This is a genomic window from Telluria sp. ZB4P36 (assembly GCF_059685865.1).
Genome location: NZ_JCASIE010000006.1, coordinates 161,156 through 182,956, shown reverse-complemented (window position 1 = coordinate 182,956; position 21,801 = coordinate 161,156). Strand labels below are relative to the sequence as shown.

General features: G+C 66.1%; 15 protein-coding genes. 4 read left to right on the top strand and 11 right to left on the bottom strand.

What is annotated here, in order from left to right:
• Window positions 1–4: 4 nt before the first annotated feature.
• Entirely contained in the window at window positions 5–1,243 is a 1,239-nt protein-coding gene (locus AC56LK_RS11190) for an alpha/beta fold hydrolase (RefSeq protein ID WP_497184610.1), read from the bottom strand.
• Between the two features lie 194 nt (window positions 1,244–1,437).
• Between AC56LK_RS11190 and AC56LK_RS11185 the strand changes: the two genes are divergently transcribed.
• Both AC56LK_RS11185 and AC56LK_RS11180 read left to right on the top strand, forming a co-directional pair.
• Window positions 1,438–2,886 (top strand): Gfo/Idh/MocA family oxidoreductase, encoded by a 1,449-nt coding sequence (locus AC56LK_RS11185; protein WP_497184609.1) that lies wholly within the window; start codon window positions 1,438–1,440, stop codon window positions 2,884–2,886.
• A 309-nt stretch (window positions 2,887–3,195) separates the two neighbouring features.
• On the top strand, window positions 3,196–5,571 hold the full coding sequence (locus AC56LK_RS11180; protein ID WP_497184608.1) for a TonB-dependent receptor plug domain-containing protein: 2,376 nt from the start codon (window positions 3,196–3,198) through the stop codon (window positions 5,569–5,571).
• Between the two features lie 339 nt (window positions 5,572–5,910).
• Here the strand turns inward: AC56LK_RS11180 and AC56LK_RS11175 are convergent, their stop codons facing one another.
• The 10 genes from AC56LK_RS11175 to AC56LK_RS11130 are packed head-to-tail and all read right to left on the bottom strand — an operon-like array spanning window position 5,911 to window position 18,919.
• On the bottom strand, window positions 5,911–7,440 hold the full coding sequence (locus AC56LK_RS11175; protein ID WP_497184607.1) for a hypothetical protein: 1,530 nt from the start codon (window positions 7,438–7,440) through the stop codon (window positions 5,911–5,913).
• A complete protein-coding gene (locus AC56LK_RS11170; RefSeq protein WP_497184606.1) occupies window positions 7,437–9,422 on the bottom strand; it encodes a hypothetical protein in 1,986 nt (661 codons plus the stop codon). The genes AC56LK_RS11175 and AC56LK_RS11170 overlap by 4 nt, the downstream gene beginning before the upstream one ends.
• Window positions 9,406–10,377, bottom strand: a complete 972-nt coding sequence (locus AC56LK_RS11165; protein WP_497184605.1) for a BatA domain-containing protein — start codon at window positions 10,375–10,377, stop codon at window positions 9,406–9,408. The genes AC56LK_RS11170 and AC56LK_RS11165 overlap by 17 nt, the downstream gene beginning before the upstream one ends.
• Window positions 10,374–11,264: a DUF58 domain-containing protein gene (locus tag AC56LK_RS11160; protein ID WP_497184604.1), complete on the bottom strand. Its 891-nt coding sequence runs from the start codon at window positions 11,262–11,264 to the stop codon at window positions 10,374–10,376. Before AC56LK_RS11160 ends, AC56LK_RS11165 begins: the two co-directional genes overlap by 4 nt.
• Before the next feature lie 2 nt (window positions 11,265–11,266).
• On the bottom strand, window positions 11,267–12,223 hold the full coding sequence (locus AC56LK_RS11155; protein ID WP_497184603.1) for an AAA family ATPase: 957 nt from the start codon (window positions 12,221–12,223) through the stop codon (window positions 11,267–11,269).
• A 51-nt stretch (window positions 12,224–12,274) separates the two neighbouring features.
• Window positions 12,275–12,895 carry a DUF4159 domain-containing protein gene (locus AC56LK_RS11150; protein ID WP_436107947.1) on the bottom strand — a complete coding sequence of 207 codons (621 nt, stop codon included), beginning with the start codon at window positions 12,893–12,895 and terminating at the stop codon, window positions 12,275–12,277.
• A gap of 17 nt (window positions 12,896–12,912) precedes the next feature.
• Window positions 12,913–14,250 (bottom strand): TldD/PmbA family protein, encoded by a 1,338-nt coding sequence (locus AC56LK_RS11145; protein WP_497184602.1) that lies wholly within the window; start codon window positions 14,248–14,250, stop codon window positions 12,913–12,915.
• A 13-nt stretch (window positions 14,251–14,263) separates the two neighbouring features.
• Window positions 14,264–15,901, bottom strand: coding sequence for a TldD/PmbA family protein (locus AC56LK_RS11140; protein ID WP_497184601.1), 1,638 nt, complete (start codon window positions 15,899–15,901; stop codon window positions 14,264–14,266).
• 34 nt (window positions 15,902–15,935) lie between these two features.
• Entirely contained in the window at window positions 15,936–17,270 is a 1,335-nt protein-coding gene (locus tag AC56LK_RS11135) for a TldD/PmbA family protein (RefSeq protein WP_497184600.1), read from the bottom strand.
• A gap of 14 nt (window positions 17,271–17,284) precedes the next feature.
• A complete protein-coding gene (locus AC56LK_RS11130; RefSeq protein WP_497184599.1) occupies window positions 17,285–18,919 on the bottom strand; it encodes a TldD/PmbA family protein in 1,635 nt (544 codons plus the stop codon).
• Between the two features lie 382 nt (window positions 18,920–19,301).
• Between AC56LK_RS11130 and AC56LK_RS11125 the strand changes: the two genes are divergently transcribed.
• The gene (locus tag AC56LK_RS11125; protein ID WP_497184598.1) at window positions 19,302–20,102 is read left to right on the top strand and encodes a class I SAM-dependent methyltransferase; all 801 of its coding nucleotides are present in this window, start codon (window positions 19,302–19,304) and stop codon (window positions 20,100–20,102) included.
• 123 nt (window positions 20,103–20,225) lie between these two features.
• A complete protein-coding gene (locus AC56LK_RS11120; protein WP_497184597.1) occupies window positions 20,226–21,797 on the top strand; it encodes a S1C family serine protease in 1,572 nt (523 codons plus the stop codon).
• Window positions 21,798–21,801 lie beyond the last annotated feature (4 nt).

The following is a 21,801-nucleotide window of genomic DNA, read 5'->3' as shown; positions in this document are numbered from 1 at the left end:
GCTCTCAGCGCGCCAGCACCCCCTCAGCCTTGGCCAGGTTGGCGCGGTAACCCGCCAGCACCTTCTCGCTTTTGCCCTGCGCCTCGGCCAGCGTGATCGCCTTCATGAACTGCAGCTTGGCCTCGAGCGGCTTGCCCGCAGCCAGCAGCACCTCGCCGTAGCTGTCCTGCACGTTGTCGGACGTGCTGTACCTGGCGGCGCTCGCCTTCATCAGCCGTTCGGCGAGCAGGGGCTGCTTGCGTGGTCCGAGCAGTTCGTAGCCGATGCGGTTGATGTCCGCCTCGCCGAAGCCGCTCGCCTCCAGCGCCTGCGCCATCTGCGCATCGGAACCGCCCTGCTCCAGGCGGCGCAGCAGCTCCGCCCGCGCCGCGTCGCGCACGCGCTTGATGCGCCCGCTTTCCGCTGCGGCGATCACGCCCTCGACCGCGGCGACGACCAGCTGCGGCTGCTCCTGGTGGATATTGTGGCCGCTCTCGGCGGTCACGATGTGGCTGCCGTTGCTGAAGCCGCGGAAGAAGCGCTCGTGCAGCGTGCGCCAGACCTGCACCGCGGCCGGCGTCTCGAGGAAGAGCTGCGGCTGCTCGCGCTTCTGCACCGAGGTCAGTACCGCCACCGGCACGTCGGGCAAGGCGCCGGCGAAAGGCAGCTTGCCGCTGTCGAGCACCGCCTGCACGCTGCGCAGTTCGGCGTGGAATTTCGGCGGCATGAACTGCTCGGTGAGCTTGTTGTCCTTGTCCACGGCAGCGGCATCGAGCTTGCGCAGCTCGACGTTGAACTGTTCGTCGCTCGGATCGACGAAGACCATGCCGGCCACCTGTTCCGGATGGCGCGCGGCAAAGCTGCGGATCAGGAAGCCGCCGTAGGAATGCCCGACCAGCACGAAGGGCGGTTTCAAACCTGCCGTGGCGATCAGCTGTTCCAGCTCGCCCGTGCGCGCCGCGATGGTCGGCGCCTCCGGGCGCGGGTCCGACTTGCCATGCCCGGCGCGCGAGTAGGCCAGCACCTTGGCCGATTTGGCCAGCGCCGGCGCGACGTTGCGCCACACGCCCAGGTCGCGCCCGAAGCCTGCTTCCAGGATCACCGTGTAACTACCGGAACCGAGGGTCGCCATCTGCACGCTGTAGTCGCCGACCTTGACGGTGTCCGGCGCGGATGCAGGCGTAGCGGCCTGGAGCGTGCTGGACAGCGCAAGCGCCAGCATGGCGGCGGCAAGGCGGCCGCGGCAAGGAAGTGAACGATTCAAGAGACTCTCCTGGAAATGGTGGTGGCTATTGTAAACACGACAAGCCGACAAAACTCAGCCTTTGCAGGATTACCCATCCCGGATAGGCCACTAGCCGCACTCCAGTCCAACCAATCAACAAATTGGTCTTGCCAATTGTCCTTCTTGCGGCCACCATATGCACAGCTGTAAAACAAGACTGGAGACAAGGAATGATGGAAAAGGATTCTGGCGGCGTCGACCGCCGCACCGTACTGAAGACGGCTGGGGCGGCGGGCCTGATGCTCGCCACCGGCGGCGTCTTCGCAGCGACCGCGCGCAAGCGCTATGCGGTGGTGGGCGTGGGTTCGCGTGCGCGCATGTTCACCAATGCCATGACCGGCAAGTTCCGCGACACTTCAGAAGTGGTGGCCGTCTGCGACAGGAATGCCGGACGCCTGGCGCGTGCCGTGAAGCTCATCACCGAGACCGGCGCCAGCCAGCCGCGCGGCTACAGCGCGGCCGACTTCGACCGCATGATCCGTGAAACGAAGCCGCAGTTCGTGATCGTCACCACCACCGACGCCAGCCACGACGACTACATCGTGCGTGCGCTCGACGCCGGCTGCGACGTGATCACCGAAAAGCCGATGACGACCACCGCCGAAAAGGCGCAGCGCATCCTCGATGCCGTCAAGCGCACTGGCCGCCAGGTGCGCGTCACCTTCAACTACCGCTACTCGCCGCCGCGCACCCAGATCAAGGAACTGCTGATGTCGGGCGAGATCGGCGACGTCATTTCGGTCGACTTCACCTGGCTGCTCAACACCGTGCACGGCGCGGATTACTTCCGCCGCTGGCATGGCAACAAGGCGAATTCGGGCGGCCTGATGGTGCACAAGTCGACCCACCACTTCGACCTGGTCAACTGGTGGCTCGGCGCCCAGCCGGAAACCGTCCACGCCTTCGGCTCGCGCCAGTTCTACACGCCGGAAACCGCGCGCCGCATGGGCCTGTCCGGTCCGCACGAGCGCTGCCTCACCTGCCCCGAAAAACAGAAGTGCAGCTTCTATTTCGACCTCGCTTCCGATCCGGGCCTGAAAGCCCTCTATCTCGACAACGAGAAGTACGACGGCTACTACCGCGACCAGTGCGTCTGGCGCCCCAGCATCGACATCGAGGACACCATGAACGTGATGGTCCGCTACGACAATGGCGCGCACCTGAACTACGCGCTGTCGGCCTATGACGCCTGGGAGGGTTACCACATCGCCTTCAACGGCACCAAGGGCCGCATCGAACACCGCATCGTCGAATCCGGCGGCGCGGCCGGCGCAGCCAAGGTCCAGAGCGGCAGCGAAAGCGTCTCGATCCGCGTCATCCCGATGCGCGGCCAGCCGCGCGACATCGAGCCGATCATCGGCAAGGGCAGCCATGGCGGCGGCGACGACGTCATGCTTACCGAAATCTTCGGCGACGGCCCGGCCGACAAGTACAAGCGCGCATCGGACGAGCGCGCCGGCGCCTGGTCGGCCCTGGTCGGGATTGCGGCCAACAAATGCTTCGAGACCGGGCAGACGGTACGTGTCGCCGACCTGGTGACCGGCCTCACCCCGCCGGACCGCGCCCCCATGCCGGACCGCCGCGCACCGGTACCGATGCCGATCCGGATCAAGATTCCCTGACGCGGCACCCGGATCCCGGCAAAGACCGAACCCCATTCCAGCGCAAGCGGAACGGGGTTTTTCCATTCGAGCTGGATGAATTGCTCATCCAGAAGGCAATTCCAGTTCCATAAATAGAGCGAATCACCTAAAAGTGTTGTGTACTGCACAGTTGACACTTGTACTTACGTAAATATTTGCCCAAAATCAAGTTGCCGTAGTTATATGAGACGTAGTTTTTGTGATGCCGTAAATTAATCTCAACAAGGGGACAAGATGGTGAATCAACCGAAGAAACGGGTATTGCTGGCAACCGCACTAGTATCGGCCATGGCATCGGCGTTCGCGCAGGAAGCAGCGGACAGCCAGAAAGAGCCGGCCACCGTGGTGGTGCTGGGTTCGCGTACCCAGGCCAAGACCGCACTCGACACCGCGGTACCGGTGGGCCTGATCAGCGCGAAAGACCTGCAGTCGGCCGGCTCGCTCGAACTCGGCAAGGTGCTGCAGGATCTCGACCCGTCGTTCAACTTCACGACGACCTTCATCAGCGACGGCACCGACATCATCCGCCCCGCCACGCTGCGCGGCCTCGGCCCCGACCAGCTGCTGGTGCTGGTGAACGGCAAGCGCCGCCACCAGCAGGCCCTGGTCAACGTGCAGCAGACCATCGGCCGCGGCTCGGCCGGCACCGACATCAATGCGATTCCCCTGTCCGCCATCCAGTCGATCGAAGTGCTGCGCGACGGCGCGGCCGCGCAATACGGCTCGGATGCGATCGCCGGCGTGATCAACATCGTGCTGAAGAAAGGCGCCACCGATACCCTGTTCAGCGCCAGCGCCGGCACCACCAGCGAAGGCGACGGCGACACCTATACCGCCAGCGCGCACAAGGGCTTCGCCCTGGGCGCGGACGGCGGCTACATGAACCTGTCGGTCGAAGGCCGGCGCCGCAACGAGACCAACCGCGCAGGCCCGGATTCGCTGCGCGTCAACCCGCCGCGCGTGACCCAGCGCATCGGCGACAGCCTGGCCAAGGACGGCTACCTGTGGCTGAACGCCTCGCTGCCGATGGGCGGCGGCGAACTGTACACCTTCGGCGGCGCCTCGAAGCGCACCGGCGATTCCTCGGGCTTCTTCCGCTCGGCGGGCGATGCGCGCAACGTGCCGGCGGTGTACCCGAACGGCTTCCTGCCGAACATCATCACCACCGTCAAGGATGCCTCGCTCGGCCTCGGCTACAAGCACGACCTGGCCGGCGACTGGAGCGTGGACCTGAGCGTCAACCATGGCCGCAGCGAGCTCGGTTTCCACGAGCGCAATTCGATCAACGTCAGCTACTACTACGAAACCGGCAGCTCGCCGCTCGAAGCCGACACCGGCAAGCTGAAATTCGACCAGACCACCCTCAACCTCGACTTCAAGGGTTCGGTGGACTTCGCCGGCGCCCCGCTCTACATCGGCACCGGCTTCGAATGGCGCCAGGATAACTACCAGATCGTGGCGGGCGACCCGGTGTCCTACCAGTACGGCCGCACCAACGATCCGCGCAAGATCATCCGCGACCAGACCGGCGGCATCGCGGCTTCCGGCATCCAGGGCTTCCCGGGCTATACCCCGGGCACCGAAGTGGACGACGGCCGCCACAACACCGCCTACTACGTCGACCTCGAACGCAAGATCGGCGACACGCTCTCGCTCGGCGCCGCCCTGCGCCACGAACGCTACTCGGACTTCGGCAACACCACCATCGGCAAGCTGAGCTTCCGCTACGACCCGTCGCGCACGCTCGGCCTGCGCGCCAGCGCCTCGACCGGCTTCCGCGCGCCGGGCGTGCAGCAGAAGTTCTACAGCTCGGTGTCGACCAACCTGAACGCCGCCGGCGTGCTGACCGAAACCCTGACCGCGCGCGAGAACAGCGCAGTGACCCGCGCCTTCGGCATCGCACCGCTGCAGGAAGAAACCTCGAAGAGCGCCAGCATCGGCGCGATCCTGCGCCCGACGCCGAACTTCTCGGTGACGGCCGACCTGTACCGCACCAACATCGACGACCGCATCGTGTTCTCGTCGAACATCGCGCCGGAATCGGGCGCCTGCGCGACCGCGGCCGCCTGCCCGATCAAGGCCATCCTCGATCCGCTGCGCGTGGGCCAGGCCCAGTTCTTCACCAACGCGATCGACACCTCGACGACCGGCTTCGACCTGGTGGCCCAGCACACCACGCGCGGCCAGGGCTCGACCCTGGTGCTGTCCGGCCAGCTCGGCTTCAACCGCACCAAGGTGAAGAACCGCCATTCGCAGTCCTCGGTGCTCACCGGCGCCCAGCTGTTCGACGACACCCAGGTGACCCTGATCGAAAAAGGCCAGCCGCGCCAGCACCACGTGGTGGCGGCCGACTACACCATCGGGCAGTGGAATGCGACGGCACGCGCGAACTACTTTGGCGAAGTGGAAGGCCAGGGCTTCACCCCGGGCTTCATCCAGACCTGGTCGGCGAAGTGGATCCTCGACCTGACCGGCCGCTACAACTTCAACAAGAAGCTGAGCCTGAGCGCGGGTATCAACAACGTGTTCGACACCTACCCGACCAAGTGGGATCCGGTCAAGGCGGCGCCGTTCCCGCAGCTGGGCTTCACGCATTGCTGGGAAACCTGCCCGTTCGGGATCAATGGGCGGTCGATGTACGCGAAGGTGGATTACGCGTTCTAAGGCAGTGACCCGCGACCCGCGCCTGGCGCAGGTCGCGGGAAGTCTTTATGGCTCTGCGCCGCATAGGCGCAGAGCTGTAGGGCGAGATTACTTGCGGTTGCGGCGGCGAGCCAAGGCGAGACCACCCAGCGCCAAAAGCGGGGCCAGCACGGGCCAGGGTCAGATCTGACATTGGGGCCAGGGTCAGGTCTGGGGCCAGGGTCATGGGGCCAGGGTCAGGTCTGACATTCGAACACGAGCTCTTCCATACTACTGTTGAGTTCGTGTCTGAAAGTCAGACCTGACCCCGGTGTACATCTGCCAGTGCCACGCCACAGCGTCGATGATGATTTGATTGGCCTAGCGGCGTTCGCGCCACCAGAGCAGCAGCATCGCCAGGGTGAACGTGAGCGCGAAGGGCCAGGCCGGGAAAGCCTGTACCGCACCTGCCAATGCCTTCACCGGCGTACGCGCGGCATAGCGCGCGGTGGCATCGCGGCGCTGCGCAGCCTGCCATTGCGGCCAGTCGCCGGGTGCGTAGACATAGACCGCATGCGCGCCCGCCTTCGCATCCTTCACCTGCAGCCAGCCCGATTTCTCTGGCCAAACAGCCACGCAGGCCGCATCGGTACGGGGCGACCAGCTACGCACCAGTTTCAGGTCCGGGAACGTCACCTCGCCCTTTACTCCGCGTGCGCACAGTTCCATGCGCTGTCCCGGCAGCGGCAGTTCTTCCGGCTCCAGCCACTCCACCTCTTGCGGTCTCTCCACGCCGACCCGGTCCAGCACGCCCTGCCACCACAGCGCCAGCGCCTGCGGTTCGGCGATCGCATGGCGGTGCCATTCGCTGGCGCCGAGCCAGGCGATGCGGCCTTTCTGCCAGCTGCGCGTCCACACCAGGTTGTCCGTGCCCGCCCATGCGCCGGCCTCGCGTGACGCCGGGTTGAGCGGCGCCACCGGGAGCTCGAGCGGGGCGTCGATCTTCTTGTCCGCAGGCTGCGCCTTCAGCTGCAGGCCGAGTGTTCGCGACCAGACACCCGGGTCGTTGGCATTCGCTCCCAGCACCAGCAGCGGCAGGCCGCCGGCCACGCGTCCCAGCAATGCGGAGCGTTCGGCTCCGCTCGCGCGCTCGAACCAGGCGGCGTCGATGACCAGCAGGTTGGGCGCCTTCATCTCTTCCAGCGGCAGTTCGGTGCGCGTGATGGCGCGGCCAAGCACCACCTGCCAGTCGAGCAGCGCACCGCTGCCGGCCAGCAGTTCGTTGAGCGTGCGCAGGTCGAACGAAGGCGCACCGAAGCGTCCTTGCACCTGCAGGATGTTCGGCTCGATGACGGTCAGCGGCACCGGTCCTTCGGCCAGCGTCTTGCCGGCGCCATCCAGCAGGCGGGCCTTGAGCACGACCCGCTCGGCCAGCGGCGGCATCCAGTTCACCACCAGGTCGCCGGCGCCGCGCGCATCCGCGATGACCTGGCCGTTTTCCCCCAGCAGCTGCAGGCGTGCGTCCGTCTTGTCGTCGCGCTGCACGCGCAGCGTGAACGTGCGGCCGAGCGCGAGCTGGCGCGGATAGTGCAGGCGCAGGCTGCCGCCCTCGGGGCGCTGCCATTGCAGGGGCAGCGCGGGCAGGTCGTTCCATTGCGCGGCGCGCAGGCCGTCGCCCTTGAGCGCGAAGGCACGCACCCCGTCCAGCATCGGCGCCGGCGCGGCCGCGTCGAGCGTCAGGGTCCGTCCGGTGTCGCCCGGCAGGCGGATACCGGCCGCAAACAGGCCGAGCGCTGCGGCGGCAAGCAGCACCAGCAGCGCGTCGATGAATGTGCGGCGCCAGGCGTAGATACCGGCACTGGCAATGCCTGCGCCGCCGATCAAGGCCAGCATCAGGTTCGTGCTCATCATGGCTTCACTCCTTCACGCCACGCGCGCACGAAGGGCGTTTCCACCGTGGGCTTTGCCTGCAACAGCACCTGTCCCTGCCCCGCTCCCTGACGCAGCCAGGCGCGCAGCACCGGCCGGCACGCCAGGCAACCATCAGCCACGTCCTGGATCGCCTTCTGCGCCGACAGGCGCTGGTCGTCGTCCTGCAGGCGGCTGCGCACCCAGTCGTGCGCGCTGCGGGTCCACAGCGCCGGCAGCGGACCGTCGGCCGACAGCGCCTGCACCAGCAGGCTCACGTCCTCCGGCACGCGCTTCTCGGCACCGCCCTGCTCGCGGCGGTAGCTCGCAGTACCATCCATGTCGCCGCTCATGCGCTTCTCTTCCTTGATCGGCGGCGGCACGAAGGCGGTCTTGTGCAGGTAGATGCGTTCTGCCTGCTGCAATTCCTTGATCGCCTCGAGCGCCTTGTGCTCGGGCGGCAGCGCCGGCTTCGGCGTGATCGCGCGCAGCGCCTTCTCGGCATCCCACATCGCCATCAGCGCGCGGCGCAGCACTTTTTTCGTCTCTTCGTCGAACAGGGTGGCGTTCTCGGCCTCGTCATGGGCGTGGCCGTACTGGTGCAGGATGTCCTGCTTGCCGCCACCCTCAGCGCCGCCGTGGTCGTCGTGGTCGTCGTCGCCGTCGGCAAACAGGGATGACTCTTCGCCGAGGAACTGGCCGTAGCGGCGGCGCAGCGCGCCCTGGTCGTTGGCGATCTTCTGGCTGCGGTCGCGCACCGTCTCCTCGCTCATCTTCGTGGCGCGCATGTCGGCCACCAGCTGCTCGGTATCGATGATGATCTGGCGCTGGCTGCGCAGGCTCTGGGGCTTGACCAGCATCGGCATCGCGGCGCTCTCTTCTTCCGCTTCTCCCGGCGGGGCGGGCAAGCGCAAGGTATAGGTCGGCGACTGCACCGTATGCGGACGCGCCGCGTTGTCGCTCGCGCGTACGAAGAAGTACAGCTCGTCGCCCGGCTCCATGCCCAGCTCCGCCAGCGACCAGTTCTTCGACCAGTTGCGCTGCTTCGGGTCTGGCGAAGTCGGAAGCGGCATCTCGCGGTCGGTGAAGCGGATGTTCTCGCCGCTGCCGCGCGCCAAGGTCATGTGCAGGGTGGCGCGGGCTACGACGTAGTCGTCGCGCACCTTCACGCCCATGGCGGCGCTGCTTGCCGTCTCGGATAGCTCCTGCACCATCCGGGTGGGCGCGGTGACCGTGATTTCCGGCGGCTGGTCGGGGATGACCTTGACCGTGTAGCGCTTGCCGCGCCAGCGCCAGAACACCGATTCGGTGGCGGTCCAGCGCGCGCACTCCTTGCCGGGCTTGAGCAGCTCGCCGGTGCTGAGTTCGATGCTTTCCTCCGCCGCCGACGGGTCTTTCAGGCACCAGCTCATGACGGTCTGTTCGGGAACCTGCAAGTCCTTCGGCGCCGACTCGACCGGCGCCGCCCTGGTGTAGGCCGGCGGCGCGGTGCGCACCACCAGCTGGCTCGCAACCGGGGCAGCGATCGCCACCGGCGCCTTGCCCGGGGCGTTTGCGCTGCCCTGCGGCGCGGCGCTGGTCGCGAACCAGACGGCAGCCGCCGCGGCCATGCTCCCCAGCAGCCAGGGCGCGCCGGTTTTCACGCGGCCGCGCGCGATGCTCCGCAACTGCTGCCCGGAGACGGCGGCGTCGAGGCGGTCGAGGACGCGGCGGCGCTGCAGCTGGGCCACGGGCGTCGGCGCATGCTCGATCAGCGCGCTGCTGTCTTCCATCTCGGGCACGGCGCCGTCCAGCCAGGACGTCCATTCGATGCCGACGCGGCGCCGCAGGATGGCCCAGTCCCAGGCGCACCACATGGTCCAGGCGATCAGGCCGGGGGCCGAGCGGATGACCAGCCATGGCAAGGCCCCGGCGATCCAGAGCGGCAGCCGGCGCAGCTGGGCGGCGCGCCAGACGCGCCGGGTGATCTCAACGCCGTCTTGCATGCGTCAGTATCCTTTCGAGCAAGAACAAGGCCACCAGCGCGGCCATCAGCATGTCGCGCAGAGCGCCGCTCGGTTCCGGCGCACGGGCAGTGCTGGATGCCTCGAACACGCGCGAGGGCGCCGTGTAGGCCGGCGGACCGGCATGCAGACGCTGCCAGTTGTCCAGCAGGGCGCGCGCGGCATCGGCGGTTTGTGGCGGCCAGGCTTGCGCATGCCACAGGCGGCCGCGCGGGCTGTCGGCGTAGCGCAGGCCGTCCACTTGCGCCGCCTTGCCCAGTTCCGGGAAGGCGGCGGTGTCGGTCACGAGCCACAGCGGCGCACGCAGCGACGCCGGCGGTGCGTCCTTGCGATCCCAGACGACGAGGGCGGTCTTCGCACCTGGCGCATCGTCGATGGCAATGCCATCGGTGGTGAACACACGGCGCCACTGTTCCGGGCGCTCGCTCACGATATGGACGCGACGCTCGACCTTTTCCAGCGGGCGCGCCAGCGTGCGCAGTTCGATCCGTCGCCCGAATTCCGGCAGCAGCGCCGGCATCGGCACGTCACCCAGCACAAGCAGGCGCGCTTCCGGGCGCCATTCGCGCTGGTGGGCCCGCAGCCAGCTGATCGCTTGCACAGCCGGCATGCTCAGGCGGTCGGCCTTGGCCAGCCCGGCCTGCGCCGCCTGTTGTTCAACCCATTTGGGGTCGGTGCCGGTAGCGACGATCACGGTATCGCCGCGCCAGGGCATGACCGGATCGGCCAGCCAGGCGATGGCGGTGGCGAGCAGCAGGCAGCGCACCAGCAAGAGAATGACGTTGTTCCAGCGCCAGGCGCGCGTCTGGCGCGGCTCGGCGCGCGGCAGGAAGCGGGCCGTGGCCAGCAGCTCGGCCTTGTGCTGCTCGCGCTTGCGCCGGTGCCACCAGATCGGCAGCAGCAGGATGGGCAGTGCGAACCACCAGAGTTGATTCATGGCCGGCCTCCCGGACGGCGCAGCCATAGGCGCAGGACCTCGCCCGGCGGCTGCTCGATGCGCGCGGCCACCAGCGGAATGTCGCTCTTGCGGCAGGCCGCCGTGACAGTGGCGAAGTGCTGCTCACGGTTCTGGCGGTAGCCTTCCTTCAGGTCGGAACCGAAGCGGTAGACACCGGTGCCCTGCTCCGGGTCGCGATAGGCCAGCGCCGAGGAGAAACTTGCGTCGACCTCCGCCTGCGTTTGCAGGCACAGCACGCGCACGTCGTGGCGCATGCCGCGCAGGCGCACCAGGGCCTGCGACAGGGGCGAGGGCCAGTCGAGCAGGTCGCTGGCCGCGAAGATGACGCTGGGCGACTGCGCGAAATGCAGGCTGGCGCGCAGGGTGTCGGCATCCGGCAGTTCGCCGTCCGCCTGCACGCGGCTGAGTTGCAGCAGCACGCGCTGCAGCTGGCGCGGGCCGCGCAAGGCCGGCGTGAATTGCACCTTGCCCCCGTTCAGCACCACCAGGCCAAAGGCGTCGCCCTGGCGCTGGGCTATGGCGGCCACGCAGCCGAGCACGGTGCGGGCATAGGCCAGCTTGTCGACACCCTCGACTTCGCGGCTGGGCTCGAGCATCGATGCACTGGCGTCCAGCACCAGCCAGACCGCCACGTGGCTGTCGCGCTCCGCTTCGCGCACGAAGTATCGGTCGGCGCGCGCCAGCAGTTTCCAGTCGACGCGGCGCCACTCATCCCCGGGCGCATAGGCCCGGTATTCGGAGAATTCGACGCCCGCCCCGCGTTCGCGCCCGGCGTGGATGCCATGGCCGAGGCCCGCCAGCACATGGCGGATCACGAGGTCGAGCTTCTGCGTGTGCGCGATCAGCGCGGTCTTCGCCAGCGACAAGATTAATCGACCCGGATCTCGTTACGCAGGGCGTGCAGGATGTCGGCGATGGCGATGCCGTCGGCCTCCGCCTCGAAGTTGCGCAGCACGCGGTGCGCCAGGACCGGCAGCAGCATGGCCTGGATGTCATCGCGCGTGACTGCCAGGCGGCCCTGCATCAGGGCGCGCGCTTTCGAGGCCAGTACCAGGGCCTGGCCGGCGCGCGGGCCAGCGCCCCAGCCGACGTGCTGCTTCACCGCGGCCACGGTGGTCAGGGCCGGACGGGTGTTACGCACCAGGCGCGTGGCGTAGCGCAGCAGGTGTTCGCCGATCTCGATGTCGCGCACCAGCTGCTGCAGGCGCAGCAGGGTCTCGACCGACATCGCCGGCTCGGCGTCATCCAGGCCCGCGTGGGTGGTGCGCGAGACCATCAGCACCTCTTCGTCCTCGGTCGGGTAGACCACATCGATGCGCAGCAGGAAGCGGTCGAGCTGGGCTTCCGGGAGCGGATAGGTGCCGGCCTGCTCGATCGGGTTCTGCGTCGCCAGCACGAAGAAGGGACGCGGCAGCTTGTGCGTGGTGCCGGCGAAGGTGACGGCGCGCTCCTGCATCGCTTCCAGCAGCGCCGACTGGGTCTTGGGTGGCGCGCGGTTGATCTCGTCCGCCAGCAGCACCTGGGTGAACACGGGGCCCTGCTGGAAGCGGAACACGCGCTGGCGCGTCGTGGTGTCTTCTTCCAGGATCTCGGTACCGACGATATCGGAGGGCATCAGGTCCGGGGTGAACTGCACGCGGCGGAACTGCATGTCGGTGGCCTGCGCCAGCGATTTCACCAGCAGGGTCTTGCCCAGTCCCGGCACGCCTTCGACCAGGGCGTGGCCGCCGGCCAGCAGGCAGGTGACCAGCAGGTCGACCACTTCTTCCTGGCCGATGATCACGCGCGCCATGCTTGCCTTCAGCTCGCCCACCTTCGCGCTCAAGGACGCGATTTCCTGTTCACTCCATGCTACCGCATCACGTTCCGCCACCACTTACGCTCCCAACGCATATTGAATGATATTGACCGCGAAGCGGGTGTTGTCGACCGCGAGGAACCGCTTGTTGCGGAAGTCGTAGTCCCACTCGCATCCGTAGTCCTTGTTCGAGTACAGCAGGCGGATGCGCCCGCCGAACTCGATCGCCTTCAGGTACTCGTGCACCAGGTCGTCGCCCCAGCCATTGAGTTCCCCGCCGGTGGTCGGCGGCCCGTCGAACTTGAAGAAGCAGGAATACAGCGGGTGCGTATTCGGGATCTTCTTCAGTGCGGAGGCGCCGAAAATCTTGACCATCTCGGCCTCGAACGATTTCGCGAACAGGCCGTCGATGTCGTGGTTGCAGTCGTCCACGAAGACGAAGCCGCCGCCACGCACGTATTTCTCCAGGTTGCGCCGTTCCGCCGGGGTGAACTGCACCAGCTTGTGCCCCGCGAAGTAGCAGAACGGCGCCTGCAGCATCTTCGGATCCGACAGGGCGACGATGCGCTCCGCCGGATCCACCCGCAGCGTGGTGTACTCGACCAGCGAGTTCAGCACGTTGCTGGGCATACGGATATCCACGTCCCAGTCGCCCGACTCGTAGCTCAGGCGCGTGAAGTAGAAATCGAAGTTCGCCATTAGAAGAAGCGCGCCATTTACACCGCGTCGGACAGCGAGGTGAAGTTGAAGTCGCGGACCTTCATCGGCGGCAGCACCATCTGGAACGGCACTTCGTCGCCACCGATGATCTCGGGCTTGCCCAGTTCATCGATGTTGTTGAGGATGGTGACTGGGCTTTCGTTGAAGCGGAAGTTCTTCACCGGATGCTTGATCTTGCCGTTCTCGACGTAGAAGGTACCGTCGCGGGTCAGCCCGGTAATCAAGAGCGACTGCGGGTCGACCATGCGGATGTACCAGGTGCGGGTGACCACGACGCCCTTCTTGGTACCGGCGATCAGCTCTTCCAGCGACTTGGTGCCGCCGGCCATGATCATGTTGCCGTGGCCCGCCGTGGCCTGGTTGCCGGTCTTCTGCGCCCAGTACGGCGAATAGCCGAGCGAGGCGACGCGGCCGTCCTTGATGATGTCGGTGCGCTTGCGGGCGATCATGGTCTGGTTGTCCCACGGCGCCACCGGCACGTCCGGATTCCACGGGTCGGCCCAGATGTTGACCTGCTGGTCAAACAGCTTCTCGCCCAGGCGGTTGCCGCCGCCCTTCTTGGCCAGGAAGCTGCGGCCTTCGTCGGCGGCGCGCGCGCCGAAGGAGCTGAACATGTTGCCGAGGATTTCCGAGGTCGCGGCAGGTTCCAGGATCACGGTGTAGCGGCCCGGCTCCAGCGCTTTCGCATCGACCGAACGCAGGGCCTTGTCGATCGCGATCTCGGCCGCTTCGGCCGCGTTGAAGCGGCGCGCATCGACCGCCGAGCGGGTCACCCAGCCCGAACCGCGGCCGTCTTCGGTGCGCGCGGTGCAGGTGAAGGACAGGTCGGTGAATTCCTGGAAGCCGAACACGCCCTTCGAGTTGGCGATGCAGGCGAAGCGGTTGCTATCGGTGAAGAAGCCGGCGGTGACCAGCTTCTTGGCGCGCGCCCGGCTGATCGAGGCGGCCGCCACTTCGGCGCGGTAGTCCGGATCGATGGCCGCGGTCGACGACATGAAGGTCTTGGTGCTCAGGTATTCCTGCTTGCCGACGCTTGGGACGAATTCCGGATTCTCCGGCGCCAGGCGCGCCAGTTCCTCGGCGCGACGCACGGCCTTTTCCAGCGACTTGTCGTCGAACTCGTTGATGACGGCGGTGCCGACGCGCTTGCCGAAGGCGACGCGCACGGCCAGTTCGGTGTCTTCGGTCAGGCCGGCGGTCGACACGCTGTTGCGCGCGAAGCGGATGTTACCGGTGGTGTTGCCCTCGATCGACACGTTGCACTCGTCGGCTTTCGAGAAACCGATCACGCGGTCGGCGATGCGTTTTGCTTGTTCCTGGTTCAGCTGTTTCATGATGTTCTTCCCCTCAACCGATCTTGCGTGCGGTATTGATGACGTTGATGCCATTGAAGCGCGCGGTGCTCGAACCATGCGAGACTGCGCTGACCTGGCTCGGCTGGCCTTTGCCGTCGAAGAACGAGCCGCCCATGCGCCAGTCGCGCTCGTCGCAGATGGCCGAGCAGGCGTTCCAGAATTCCTGGGTATTGGTCTGGTAAGCGACATCTTCCAGCTGGCCGGTGATCTTGCCGTTCTTGATCTCGTAGAACAGCGTGCCGCCGAACTGGGAGTTGTAGCGCTGCTGGTCGATCGAGTAGGAACCGCGGCCGAGGATGTAGATGCCCTTCTTGACATCCTTGACCATCTCGTCCGGGGTCAGGCGCTGCTTGCCCGCCTCCAGCGAGATGTTCGGCATGCGCTGGAACTGGATGGTGCTCCAGCTGTCGGCATACGAGCAGCCGTGCGATTCCTTCTCGCCGATGATGTGGGCCTGGTCGCGCGTGGCCTGGTAGTTGACCAGGATGCCGTTGCGGATGATGTCCCACTTCTTGGCGCGCACGCCTTCGTCGTCGTAGCCGATCAGGCCGAGCGAACCCGGGGTGGTACGGTCCGCAACGAAGTTCACGCGTTCGGAACCGTACTTGAATTTCTTCGATTCCCACTTGTCCAGGCCCACGAAGCTGGTGCCGGCGTAGTTGGCTTCGTAGCCGAGCACGCGGTCCAGTTCCGTCGGGTGGCCGACGTTCTCGTGGATGGTGAGGAACAGGTGTTCGGGGCTCAGCACCAGGTCGTACTTGCCCGGCTCGACCGACTTGGCGCTCAGCTTGTCGCGCGCCTGCTTGCCGGACAGCCGGGCGTCCTCGATGATGTCGTAGGAATTGGTGTACAGCGTGGTCACGCCGCCCGCGGCCTGCACCTTGTCGCTGGCTTTCGCGTCGAAGTACTCGTAGCCCATGCTCACCGGCGAGCTCAGGCCGGCGCGCGAGCGGAACTTGCCGCTGGCCTTGTCGACGGCGGTCGCATTGATCGGGGCCCACAGGCGGTGGATGTCCTGGTCGATGTAGGAGCCGTCGGTGGAGGCGAAGTACTTCTGCTGGTTGATCTGGAACAGCGAGGCAGTCATGAAGCTGGCGCCGGCGTCCAGGCCCGCCTTGTTGGCGGCGATCAGCATGTCGGCCTTGTCCTTGACCGGGATGCTGCGCCAGTCCTTCTTGACCGGGGTGGCCCAGGCCACTTCGCCGACGCCCTTCACCGGGGCGAGGCGCACCGGTTCGGTCTGCAGCCGGGCGTTGGCCTTGGCGATGGCCACCGCCTGGCGCGCCGCGTTGGCGATGCCGTCCGGGGTCATGTTGTTGGTCGAGGCAAAGCCGTAGGCGCCGTTGGCGATCACGCGCACGCCGACGCCGGTCGACTCGGTGTTGCTGATGTTCTCGACGTTCAGGTCGCGCGTGATGATGAACTGGTTCAGGTAGCGGCCGATGCGCACGTCGCAATAGGACGCGCCGGCCTTGGTGGCGGCGTTCAGCGCGGTATCGGCAAGAAGCTTCTTGGCGCTGGCGGGCATGGCGCTCATCAGCTCATCGGCGGCGATGGCATTGCCGAAGACCGGAATGAGCATGGCGCCGGCCGTGCCGGCGCCGATCTGGAGGAATTTACGACGTTCCATGGTGGTTTCCGTATGTGTACGCGGGGCGTGTTGCTTACACCGCGTCCGAGAGCGAGGTAAAGTTGAAATCGCGGATCTTCATCGACGGGATCAGCATCGAGTAGTTCGCCTCGTCGCCGCCGATCACCAGCGGCTTGCCGATTTCCTCGATGTTGTTCAGCATGGTCACCGGGCTCTCGTTGAAGCGGAAGTTCTTGATCGGGTACTTGACCTTGCCGTTCTCGATGTAGAAGGTGCCGTCGCGGGTCAGGCCCGTGACCAGCACCGACTGCGGGTCCACCATGCGGATGTACCAGGTGCGGGTCACCAGCACGCCCTTCTTGGTGTTGGCGATCAGCTCCGCCGTGCTCTTGTCGGTGCCGGCCATGATGATGTTGCCGGCGCCGCCGGTGGCGCGCTGGTTCTTCTTCTGGGCCCAGTAGCGCGAGTAGTTCAGCGCGTTGATGCGGCCGTCCTTCACCAGGTGGGTGCGTTCGCGCGGCAGCATGTTGCCGTCCCACGGCAGCACCGGCACGTCCTTGTCCCACGGGTCCGACCAGATGTTGACCTGCTGGTCGAACAGCTTGTCGCCGAGGCGGTTGGCGCCGCCCTTCTTCGACAGGAAGCTGCGGCCTTCGTCGGCCATGCGGGCGTTGAAGCCGCCGATCATGAAGGTCAGCAGGTCGCTGGTGGCGCTCGGCTCCATCACCACGGTGTAGCGGCCCGGCTCGAGCGCCTTGGCGTCCACCGAGCGCAGTGCCTTCTCAATGGCGACGTCGGCCGCTTCGCGCGGGTCGAATTTGGCCACGTCGCGCGCCGAGCGCTTGACCCAGCCCGAACCGCGGCCGTCTTCGGTGCGCACGGTGCAGGTGAAGTCGAGCGAGGTGGCGACCTGGTGGCCGAACACGCCGTTCGAGTTGGCGATGGTTTCAAAGCTCTCGCGGTCGGTGAAGAAGCCGGCTGCGACCAGGCCCTTCTTGCGGCAGGCTTCCATCGCATAGGCGGCGGCCTGGGCGCGGAATTCCGGATCGATGGCGGCGGTGCGCTGGACATACGTCTCGGACGACTGGTAGGCGGTCTTGCCGATCGTCGGCATGAACTCCGGGTTCTCCGGCGCCAGGCGCGCCAGGTCTTCGGCGCGGCGCACGGCCTTTTCCAGCGACTTGTCGTCGAACTCGTTGATGGTGGCGGTGCCCTGGCGCTTGCCGAAGGCGACCTGCACCTGGATCTGGGTGTCGTCGGCCAGGCCGGCGGTCGACACGGCGTTGCGGGCGAAGCGGATGTTGCCGATGCGGCTGCCTTCGACGTTGACGATGCACTCGTCGGCTTTCGAGAGCGACAGCACGCGGTCGGTGATGCGCTTGGTCTGGTCCTGGGTCAGGATGCTCATGGGGGTCCTCTGCCTTAGCCGATCTTGCGGGCGGTGTTGATCACGTTGATGCCGTTGAAGCGCGTGGTCGACGAACCGTGCGAAACGATACTGATCTGCGGCGGCTGACCTTTGCCGTCGAAGAAGGAACCGCCCATGCGCCAGTCGCGCTCGTCGCAGATGGCCGAGCAGGCAGTCCAGAACTCCTGCGTGTTGGCCTGGTAGGCGACGTCTTCCAGCATCGGGCCGATCTTGCCGTCCTTGATCTCGTAGAACAGCTGGCCGCCGAACTGGAAGTTGTAGCGCTGCTGGTCGATCGAGAACGAGCCGTCGCCGACGATGTAGATGCCCTTCTTGATGTCCTTGACCATCTCGTCCGGGGTCAGCTTCTTCTTGCCGGCGGCGAGCGAAACGTTCGGCATGCGCTGGAACTGCACCGAATTCCAGGAGTCGGCATACGAGCAGCCATGCGATTCCTTTTCGCCGATGATGTGGGCCTGGTCGCGGGTGGCCTGGTAGTTGACCAGGACGCCGTCCTTAATGATGTCCCACTTCTTGGTCTTGACGCCTTCGTCGTCGTAGCCCACGCAGCCGAGCGAACCCGGGGTGATCTTGTCGGCGTACAGGTTGACCATCGGGTTACCGTACTTGAATTTCTTGGTTTCCCACTTGTCGAGGGTGGCGAAGCTGGTGCCGGCGTAGTTGGCTTCGTAGCCGAGCACGCGGTCCAGCTCCGTCGGGTGGCCGACATTCTCGTGGATGGTCAGCCACAGGTGTTCCGGGGACAGCATCAGGTCGTACTTGCCCGGGGTGACCGACTTGGCGGTCAGCTTCGTTCTAGCGTCGCGACCGGCGGCCTTCGCATCCTCGATCAGGTCGTACGAACCGGTGTACAGGGTGGCGACGCCGCCGGCGGCCTTGATCTTGTGCTCGGGGCGGGCGTCGAGGTATTCGTAGCCCATGCCGACTGGCGCACCCAAGCCGGACCTCGAGCGGAACTTGCCGGTGGTCTTGTCCACGGCGGTGGCCTGGAACGGAGCCCACAGGCGGTGCACGTCCTGCTCGATGTAGGAGCCGTCGGTGGAGGCGAAGTACTTCTGCTGGTTCACCTGGAACAGCATCGAGTTCATGAAGGTCGCGCCGCCGTCCATGCCGGCCTTGTTGGCGGCGATCAGCAGGTCCGCCTTCTCCTTGATCGGCACCGTGCGCCAGTCCTTCTTGATCGGCGTGGCCCAGGATACCTCCCCCACGCCCTTCACTGGTGCAAGGCGCACCGGTTCGGACTGCAGCTTGGCGTTGGCCTTGGCGATCGCCACCGCCTGGCGCGCCGCGTTGGCGATGCCGTCGTTCGACATGTCCGAGGTGGCGGCGAAGCCGTAGGCGCCGTTCGCGATCACGCGCACGCCGACGCCGGCCGACTCGGTATTCGCCACGTTCTCGACATTCAGGTCGCGGGTCGTGATGAACTGGTTCAGGTAGCGGCCGATGCGCACGTCGGCGTAGCTGGCGCCGGCCTTGGTGGCGGCGTTCAGCGCGACGTCGGCCAGCGCCTTCTTGGCGGCCGTGGGCATGGAGCTGAGCAGTTCTTCCGCGGCGATCGCGCGGCTGAAGGGGACGAGCGTGGTAGCGAGCGCCAGGCTGCTAAAATTGAGAAAGGTACGGCGTTCCATAGAGTCTCCTGAAATCAAGCTACTTCTGGGCAGCGGTCCCGCCTTATGGTGCGGTCCGCTATTCGTATTTACGGCGCAAATGAAGGGTCTTCACCGGACCGATGCAGCCTCGGCAAACTTGTCAACCTTAGCAGCAACTTGCGCTTTTGAATAGGCAATTGTTGTGCCATGTCAAAGCGTCTTTCAAGTGCATGATTTGGTGGGCGCCCACTGTCCGGGGCGAGTGTCCGCGGGCGTATCCGGGTGTCCGCTGCGGACACATTGAAGAACGAAATGTATGCATATACAGGCAATGCTTGACTGTCCGCCAAGTGTGACCGATCATCAGCGCGGCGGCGGCGTCCCGCCCGGCCGCGCACAACACGATGGAGACTTCACACCGATGAAACGACTGATCCTGACCGCGATGCTGGCCACCGGCCTCGCCGGCGCCGCCGGTACCACCCTGGCGGACGACGCCCTGAAAGCCGCCATCGCGGGTGAACACCGCAGCGCCGCCAACAAGGCGCGCGACGCGGCGCGCCACCCCTACGAGACCCTCACCTTCTTCGGCATCAAGCCGAACATGACGGTGGTGGAGCTGGCGCCCTCGGGCGGCTGGTACACCGAGATCCTGGCCCCCTACCTGCGCCAGAACGGCAAGCTGATCGGCGCGGGCGAAGAGATCGCCCCGGAAAAGCGCTACGGCATGGCCTTCAAGAAGAAGCTCGATTCGAATCCGGCGATCTACGACAAGGTGGTCCCGAGCATCTTCGAACCGCCTGCGCGCTACCAGATCGCGGCGCCGAACAGCGTCGACATGGTGCTCACCTTCCGCAACCTGCACAACTGGGTCGGCGGCGGTGAAGACGCGCTGAAGACCACCTTCAAGGAAATCCACAAGGTCCTGAAGCCGGGCGGCGTGCTGGGCATCGTCGACCACCGCCTGCCAGCCTCGATGACGCAGGATGCCAAGGCCTCGAGCGGCTACGTGCACGAAGCCTGGGTGATCAAGCAGGTCGAAAGCGCAGGCTTCAAGCTGGCGGGTAAATCCGAAGTCAACGCCAACCCGAAGGACACCGCCAACCACGAAAAAGGCGTGTGGACCCTGCCGCCGGTGCTGGCCAACAAGGACAAGGACCGCGAGAAGTACATGGCGATCGGCGAGAGCGACCGCATGACGCTCAAGTTCGTGAAACAATAAGCTTCACACCGGGGGCGGCGCCTCCCGGTGACGATTCGTGTATTTCCTTCGGCGGCGAGCGTGTATATTCTTGCGAGTTGTACTATTCGCATCATTCGTACGTTTGAGCCACCGAAGGAATCCATGAAAACCGCACGCCTCGCAGCCGCCGTGGCATTCGCCCTGGCCGGCCTCGTCCACGCACAGGACACCACCCTTCCTCCAGCCCCCACGCCCGAGACGCCACCCTCGCAGGCGGTCGCGACCCCGTCGGCCACCAAGGCACCGGCCTTGCCGGCCATCGAGAACTCGGTGGTCAAGATCTTCGCCACCGTGCGCCGTCCCGACCCGTACAAGCCCTGGGCCAAGCAGTCGCCGGCCAACGTCACCGGCTCGGGCGTCATCATCGAGGGCAAGCGCATCCTGACCAATGCCCACGTGGTCGGCTATGCCAGCCAGGTCGAGGTGCAGGCCAGCCAGTCGGGCGACAAGGTCTCGGCCAAGGTGATCGCGCTGGCGCGCGGCCTGGACCTGGCGGTGCTGGAGCTGGAAGACCCCTCCTTCTTCGACAAGCGTCCGCCGGTACAGCGGGCGGCCGTGCTGCCGGACGTGCGCGAGGCGGTGTTCGCCTATGGCTATCCGGTCGGCGGCAATTCGCTCTCGACCACCCGCGGCATCGTCTCGCGCGTGGAGTTCGTCGGCTACGGTTCGTTCAGCTCGGGCCTGCGCATCCAGATCGACGCGCCGATCAACCCGGGCAACAGCGGCGGCCCGGTGATCGCCGGCGACAAGATGATCGGCCTGGCCTTCTCGATGGCGACCAACGCCCAGAACATCGGCTACGTGATCCCGAACGAAGAAATCGAGTTGTTCCTGAAGGACGTGGCGGACGGCCGCTACGACGGCAAGCCGCTGCTGCACGACAGCGTCCAGACCCTCGAGAACCCGGCGCTGCGCCAGTACCTGAAGCTCGACAAGTCGGTGGAAGGCGCGCTGGTGCACCGCCCGTACAAGCTTGACGCGAGCTGGCCGCTGAAGGAAGGCGACATCATCACCCACATCGGCGAGTACCCGATCGACAACCAGGGCATGGTGCAGCTGGGATCGAACCTGCGCGTGCGTTTCCAGTACCGCATCCAGCAGGTCGCCAGGAACGGCAAGCTGCCGATGACCATCGTCCGCGGCGGCAAGTCGATGAAGGTCGAGGTACCGGCCAGCGGCCCGCGTCCGCTCCTGATCCCGGACCTGAACGGCGCCTATCCATCCTACTTCGTGTACGGCCCGGTGGCCTTCACCCGAGCGACCAGTGAATTCCTGGCGTTCATGGTGATGAATGCGGCGGCCGCCAATGCCTACGCCTTCAACGACAGCCCCCTGATCACGCAGCGCGGCGATTCGCCGGACCCGGCACGCGAGGAGCTGGTGGTGATCAGCGGTCCGTTCTTCCCGCACAAGCTGGTGAGCGGCTACAGCAACCGCTTCGGTTCGGTGGTCGATACGGTCAACGGCGTCAAGATCCGCAGCCTGGCCCACCTGGTCTCGACGCTGCGCGACCTGAAGGACGAGCACGTGGTGTTCAAATTCGACCAGCGCTATGGCGAGACCATGATCCTGCCGCGCAAGGCGGTGCTGGATGCGACCGAGGGAATCCTGTCGGATAACGGGATTCGCACGCAGGGGTCGGAGGATATGATGAAGGTGTGGGGCGGGAAGTAATTCC

What these genes read in the sequence shown, in the direction of transcription:
- AC56LK_RS11125 (WP_497184598.1), top strand. Translation starts at nt 19,302, where the DNA reads ATGAAACGACTGATCCTGACCGCGATGCTGGCCACCGGCCTCGCCGGC.
- AC56LK_RS11175 (WP_497184607.1), bottom strand. Translation starts at nt 7,440, where the DNA reads ATGATGAGCACGAACCTGATGCTGGCCTTGATCGGCGGCGCAGGCATT.
- AC56LK_RS11120 (WP_497184597.1), top strand. Translation starts at nt 20,226, where the DNA reads ATGAAAACCGCACGCCTCGCAGCCGCCGTGGCATTCGCCCTGGCCGGC.
- AC56LK_RS11145 (WP_497184602.1), bottom strand. Translation starts at nt 14,250, where the DNA reads ATGAAACAGCTGAACCAGGAACAAGCAAAACGCATCGCCGACCGCGTG.
- AC56LK_RS11180 (WP_497184608.1), top strand. Translation starts at nt 3,196, where the DNA reads ATGGCATCGGCGTTCGCGCAGGAAGCAGCGGACAGCCAGAAAGAGCCG.
- AC56LK_RS11130 (WP_497184599.1), bottom strand. Translation starts at nt 18,919, where the DNA reads ATGGAACGCCGTACCTTTCTCAATTTTAGCAGCCTGGCGCTCGCTACC.
- AC56LK_RS11185 (WP_497184609.1), top strand. Translation starts at nt 1,438, where the DNA reads ATGGAAAAGGATTCTGGCGGCGTCGACCGCCGCACCGTACTGAAGACG.
- AC56LK_RS11135 (WP_497184600.1), bottom strand. Translation starts at nt 17,270, where the DNA reads ATGAGCATCCTGACCCAGGACCAGACCAAGCGCATCACCGACCGCGTG.
- AC56LK_RS11165 (WP_497184605.1), bottom strand. Translation starts at nt 10,377, where the DNA reads ATGAATCAACTCTGGTGGTTCGCACTGCCCATCCTGCTGCTGCCGATC.
- AC56LK_RS11150 (WP_436107947.1), bottom strand. Translation starts at nt 12,895, where the DNA reads ATGGCGAACTTCGATTTCTACTTCACGCGCCTGAGCTACGAGTCGGGC.
- AC56LK_RS11170 (WP_497184606.1), bottom strand. Translation starts at nt 9,422, where the DNA reads ATGCAAGACGGCGTTGAGATCACCCGGCGCGTCTGGCGCGCCGCCCAG.
- AC56LK_RS11140 (WP_497184601.1), bottom strand. Translation starts at nt 15,901, where the DNA reads ATGGAACGTCGTAAATTCCTCCAGATCGGCGCCGGCACGGCCGGCGCC.